4 protein-coding genes are annotated in these 6,284 nt (G+C 35.1%); 2 read left to right on the top strand and 2 right to left on the bottom strand.

The features are described from left to right. Window positions 1-220 precede the first annotated feature (220 nt). Window positions 221-2,845, bottom strand: a complete 2,625-nt coding sequence (cphA, locus tag QLS31_RS15865) for a cyanophycin synthetase (RefSeq protein ID WP_282744653.1) — start codon at window positions 2,843-2,845, stop codon at window positions 221-223. 262 nt (window positions 2,846-3,107) lie between these two features. Between cphA and QLS31_RS15860 the strand changes: the two genes are divergently transcribed. Both QLS31_RS15860 and QLS31_RS15855 read left to right on the top strand, forming a co-directional pair. Further along, the gene (locus tag QLS31_RS15860) at window positions 3,108-3,980 is read left to right on the top strand and encodes a cyanophycinase (RefSeq protein WP_121341364.1); all 873 of its coding nucleotides are present in this window, start codon (window positions 3,108-3,110) and stop codon (window positions 3,978-3,980) included. 61 nt (window positions 3,981-4,041) lie between these two features. Then, window positions 4,042-4,884: an isoaspartyl peptidase/L-asparaginase gene (locus QLS31_RS15855; RefSeq protein WP_282744652.1), complete on the top strand. Its 843-nt coding sequence runs from the start codon at window positions 4,042-4,044 to the stop codon at window positions 4,882-4,884. A gap of 1 nt (window position 4,885) precedes the next feature. Here QLS31_RS15855 and QLS31_RS15850 read toward each other — a convergent pair whose 3' ends face one another. Then, complete coding sequence (locus tag QLS31_RS15850; RefSeq protein ID WP_282744651.1) at window positions 4,886-5,689, bottom strand: endonuclease/exonuclease/phosphatase family protein; 804 nt, start codon at window positions 5,687-5,689, stop codon at window positions 4,886-4,888. Window positions 5,690-6,284: the final 595 nt, after the last annotated feature.

The following is a 6,284-nucleotide window of genomic DNA, read 5'->3' as shown; positions in this document are numbered from 1 at the left end:
GTGAAATGTTGTTTTAAAACTAATTCTACACATTCTAACTTAAATGCATAATCATACTTTACTTTTTTTTCCATAAAAATGCCCCAAATAGTGTCTAACTTTTTGGGGCATGTTCATCGATTGGCTTTTGTATTTTTAGCCCTGATGGCAGTGACATCCTTTCTTTGCCTTTTTAGGCAGAGAAAGATATAACGGACAGCAGGATTAGCTCCTAAAAAAACTATACGATTCCGTGTTCGTTTTCTTTGTCTAAATATTCTTGTACAATATCGATGGCATTAGTAACTACGTCGCTTAATGCGGTGATGAAACTTCCTTCTTCGGCACAATTTATAGCGTGTTTTATCGCTTCAGTTTCTTTAGGGATAATTTCATAGGTAACAGTTTTGCCTGATTTTTTAATTCCGTCAAGGATTAAATTAATGATTTCATCTTCGGTTCTTCCTCTCAGATATTTTTCTTGTCGAATGATAATATGGTCAAACATTCGAGCGGCTATCGAAGCGCATTCTTTGATATCTTCATCACGACGGTCTCCAACACCGGCAATAATTCCAATTTTTTTGGTAGCCTCAACACTTTGTAAATATTCTTCAACTCCTTTATAACCCGAAGCATTGTGTGCAAAGTCAATCAATACTTTGAATTTTTTGAACTCAAATATATTCATACGACCCGGAGTTTGTGCAGCACTTGGAATAAAAGTTTGTAATGACAGGCTGATATCTTCGGTTTTAAATCCCCACAAATAACTCGCTAAAGTGGCCGCAAGAACATTGGCAATCATGAATTTTGCTTTTCCGCCTAATGTTAATGGAACGTGAGTGGCGCGTTCAATTCGGATTTTCCATTCTCCTTTTTTGATGGTAATGTATCCATTTTCATATACGGCAACAGTTTTACCTTCGGCAGAAAGTTTTTTGATAAAATCACTGTCTTCGCTCAAACTAAAATAAGCGACATTGCAATTCAAATCTTGACCTATTTTTACACAATGTTCATCGTCTCCATTCAAAACTGCCCAACCATTTTTCTTGATGCTTTTGACAACCGTAGCTTTTACCCTTGCCAAATCATCTAACGTGTGAATGTCACTTAAACCCAAATGATCTTCTTGAATGTTAGTAATAATTCCAATATCACAACTGCTAAAACCCAAACCGGAACGAAGGATTCCTCCTCGAGCGGTTTCTAAAACGGCAAATTCCACAGTTGGATCTCTCAAAACATATTCAGCACTGATAGGCCCGGTAGTATCACCTTTTTCCATCATGTGGTTTTGAATATAAATCCCATCCGATGTGGTGAATCCTACTTTGAATCCATTATTTTTTACAATATGAGCCAAAAGTCGGGTAGTGGTCGTTTTTCCATTGGTTCCTGTAACAGCAATTATAGGAATGCGACAGGATTTACCCGGTGGGTATAACATATCAATTACGGGCGAGGCAACGTTTCTTGGTAATCCTTCAGAAGGAGCTAGGTGCATTCTAAATCCAGGAGCCGCATTGACTTCGAGAATTACACCGCCATTTTCTTTTAATTGTTGGGTTAAATTTTCTGCCATAATATCAACACCACACACATCGAGTCCAATTACTCTTGAAATTCTTTCGGCAAGGAATATATTTTCAGGGTGCATCATATCGGTAACATCCACAGAAGTTCCGCCAGTGCTTAAATTTGCTGTAGATTTTAAGAATACAATTTCACCAATTCTAGGAATAGTTTCTAATGTGTAGCCTAGTTTTTCCAGTAAATCTTCGGTATCTCTATCGACATCAATTTGTGTCAGTACATTTTCATGACCGTAACCTCTTCTTGGATCCAGATTCGTAGTTTCAATTAATTGCTGAATAGTATCCGTTCCGTTTCCAATTACATGAGCAGGAACTCGTTTTGCAGCAGCAACTAATTTATTATCAATTACCAATATTCTAAAGTCGAAGCCGGTAATGAATTTCTCAACAATGATTCGTTTGCTGTATTCTTTGGCGAAAGCCAAGCCTGAAACGGCATCTTCCCAATTCGTAACATTGATTGAGGCACCTTTTCCGTGGTTTCCATCCAATGGTTTTAACACGATTGGGTAACCAATTTTTTTTATGGTCTCAGCCAAGTCGTATTCGTCAACACAAATACTTCCGCTGGCAACAGGAATGGATGCCATGTCCAACATTTTTTTGGTAAGTTCTTTATTGCAGGCAATATCAACCGCAATACTACTTGTTTTACAGGTGATTGTTGCCTGAAAACGCATTTGGTTAATTCCATATCCTAATTGAACCAAAGAATTAGTTCCTAATCGTATCCAAGGGATATTTCTGGAAACGGCTTCTTCTACAATACTTCCGGTACTTGGTCCTAGTCTAACGCGTTCGCGTATTTCACGCATTTTCTGTAAGTCGGCATTCAAATCATAATCTGTTCCGGCAATTAATGCTTCAGCAATAGCAACAGAAGATTCTGCAGCAAAAAGGCCTACATTTTCTTCGGTATAACTAAAGACTACATTATAGGTACCTGGAGTTTTGGTTTCTCGAGTCCTTCCAAAACCAGTTTCCATACCAGCCAAAGATTGAATTTCAAGGGCAATATGCTCAATAACATGTCCCATCCAAGTACCTCGTTCTACTCTGGAAAAAAATCCGCCACGACACCCTTCGGAACAACGGTGCTCAATCATCGTAGGAAACATAGCTTCGATGCGTTCTCTAAATCCTTCTATTTTATTAGTAGGAAACTGTTCCATTTCTTCCAAATTCAATCGCATTTGGATTAACTTTTTTCTTTGGATACTCCAAATATTGGGGCCACGAAGTGCTTGTACTTTAATTATTTTCATAAAACGGAAAGATTATTTTTGAACTAAAAAATGGATATCTAATGACTTAATTTTAAATGAAATAGATTCTAACTTATGAAAAGAGCTGATTTGAGACGGTATTTTTTTTGAAAAAAGTATACAATCCAACTAAAGTAGTTTTTTAAAAATAGGAATCAAAATTTATTACCTTAAAAATAAACAATAAATATTGAGTTTGTGATAATTTAAAAAAAAGGCTTAGTTCAATGGCTTCTTTTATCTTTTTGGTTATTTTTACAAAATGAATATACTAGGAAAACTAATAATAATAGGAGGTGCGGTAGATAAAGGAAGTTTTACTGAAACTGATTTAGATAAAAATGCAACTAGCAATTTAAACTTTTTTGAAGCAGGCATTTTAAAAAGGATATTAAACGAGTCAAAACACAAAGAGAATTCACGAATAGAAGTCATTACAACCGCTTCTATCATTCCGCGCGAAATAGGTCCAGAATATGTTAAGGCATTTGAATATTTGAATGCTAAAAATGTAGATATACTTACTATAGAAAGACGGGAACAAGCAGCTGATGCGGAAGTTTTAGCCCGATTAAAAGCTGCAGATATTGTTATGTTTACCGGAGGCGATCAATTGCGATTGACTTCCATTCTTGGCGGAACACCATTTCATGATATTTTACTGGATAAATACCATAATGAAGAGTTTATCTATGCCGGAACTTCAGCAGGAGCAGCTGCGGCATCTAATAATATGATTTATCAAGGCAGCAGTTCTGAAGCTTTATTGAAAGGAGAAGTGAAAATTTCAAGTGGATTAGGCTTAATTGATGGTGTTATTATCGATACCCATTTTGTACAACGCGGGAGAATTGGCAGGCTTTTTCAAGCTGTTGTTGGTAATCCAAGAGTATTGGGAATAGGACTTGGAGAAGATACTGGTTTGTTAATTACCAATAATACCCAAATGGAAGCTATAGGTTCCGGATTAGTTATTTTGGTGGATGGTCGTGAAATAAAAGACACTAATTTGACAAAAGTTGAATTAGGTCAGCCGATATCAATCTCACATTTGGTAACGCACGTTATGAGTAAATTTGACACTTACAATCTCGAAACGCATAAAATGCACATTCAATCTTCACACTACGTATAAATAAGAAAGCCTTTCCCTATTTAGATAACTGTCGAAATACGGAAGCTGCACCCAATACATTATGAAACTAATTATACACGGAGGTTTTTTTTCGGAATCATCTACCAATCACGAAACAAAAGTTGCCAAACAAAATGCATTAGAGCGAATTGTAAAAGATTCGTACGATTTTTTAAAAACACATTCGGCTTTGGAAACGGTTGTTTATGTAGTGTCACTTTTGGAAGACGATGAATTGTTTAATGCGGGAATTGGTTCCCAAATTCAAAGTGATGGAAAGATAAGGATGAGCGCTGCTGTTATGGATGGAGAAACCCAGAAAATGAGCGGTGTTATCAATATTGAAGAAGTGAAAAATCCAGTTCAGGTTGCTCAAGTATTGATGAATTATGACGATAGGGTTTTAGGTGGAAGCGGAGCAACGAATTTTGCAAGAGAGAATGGTTTTGAAGCTTTTTCAACTGAGATTCCACAACGTCGAGCTGAATATGAAGCAAAGCTAAAATCACTAGGAACCGGAACTGTGGGTTGTGTAGCTTTTGATACTAATGGAAAAATTGCTGTTGCTACTTCCACAGGAGGTAAAGGTTTTGAAATTCCGGGACGCATTTCAGATTCGGCTACAGTAGCGGGAAATTATGCCAATGCATTTTGCGGAGTGAGCTTGACAGGAGTAGGCGAGGACATTGTGAGCAATGCCACCGCTGCCAAAATAGTGACTCGTGTTACTGATGGTTTTACATTGCAAGATGCATTTACTAAAACATTCAATGAATTAAAGCCTTATGATGGTTTTGCTGGTGCAATTGCTATCGATAATCAAGGAAATATGTTTCATCAGGATTCACATCCCAGCATGGTTTTTGCCAGTTTTGACGGAGATAATTTTGAAGTTTTCGATTAATTTAATTCAAAGAAAATTCAAACCAAATAGGAATATGATCTGATATTATTCTAGCTTCTTTTAATGAATTAAAGTTTTTATGAAAAGGGATAATTCCTGAATTTATAGTATTGATTTTTGAAGTTCTGTAGTACATATTGTCAAATTCAGATGCTAGACATTTACCATTTTTGCATTCTTGTTTCAAAGAGGTTTTCTGGTTGACTAAAATAGATTGATACCCCATTTTTTTCAAAGGATTAAAAACCGTGTGCGATTGCGGACAATTGAAATCTCCTGCAAATATTAAATTTAAGTTGGGATATTCATCGGGTAAAAACTTAAAGTATTTTATTTCGGTTTCAGGTTGTCTATTTTTAGTGATAGCATGAAAATTAACGACAGTAAATTGCTTGTTTTCATATTGAAACGTGCAAAAATACGGTTCTCTATCAATCTCTAAATGGTATTTTTTTTCGAGCCAAGCGCTACCTATCTTTTTCAATTTGCTCGTTTTCCATATAAAAGCATACCGTTCCGTTTTGTATGCACTACTACTGGTTGGGTCGCTGATTACATAATCCCATTTGGCTCCTTTGCGGTTGAGTTCATCTGCTAATCGCGCTACTGCTTGAGCACCGCCATAACCCGCTACAACCTCTTGGATTGCAATGATATCGTAATCACGAAGTGTATTGGCGATATAGTTTATCGTTTCATCTGATTTAGATATACCAAGGTTTTCTATGTTCCAAGAAAGGAGTTTGGTTTGTGAGAAACAAAAGGTTGAAATAAGAAATAGTAGTAGAGAAAAGAGGAATTTCAATTTTAGGGGATTGTATTTTAAAGTTATTTAGTTAAACAATAACGAAATTAACTGTAAGCAATTGTTGGAGCTCGTATTAAATTAAGAATAGAGTATATTTTGCTTTGATTTTTCTCTTTATTACCTTTCTGACTAAACTGATTTAACAGCAAAAATAGTGAAATAACTTTGAAATTTTTGTTATGTAATTTTAAGCTTTTGAATTTACAAATTAATGAATCTTCCTTTTATAAACTTAAACGATAAAAATAAAGTTTCTTTTATTCTTATCTCCTTTTCCAAATTTTGTAGACTAAATAGATGATGCATATAGAGCCAAAAAGAATTATTGCAATATGTGCAGCGTATAATAGATTAGATTTCAAAATAAGTAATGACTTCATTGATTTAATTTTTATTAATGTAAAACTACATGCTTAAAAGAATATTATTTTACGGTTTTCCTCATTTGAGATTAAAAACAAAAACCGTTTTATTTAATATGTTTATCCGTATTAACACCTAATTTTTTTGTATCTTTAAAATCTAAACAGATTTGATATGAATATTTTAGATTTTTATAAAGAGTATCCAGATGAATTGAGCTGTAAAGTCA

Origin of the sequence: Flavobacterium sp. XS2P24 (assembly GCF_030010285.1) — a bacterium.
Classification (GTDB): domain Bacteria; phylum Bacteroidota; class Bacteroidia; order Flavobacteriales; family Flavobacteriaceae; genus Flavobacterium; species Flavobacterium algoritolerans.
This window is presented reverse-complemented; position numbering and strand designations above follow the sequence as displayed.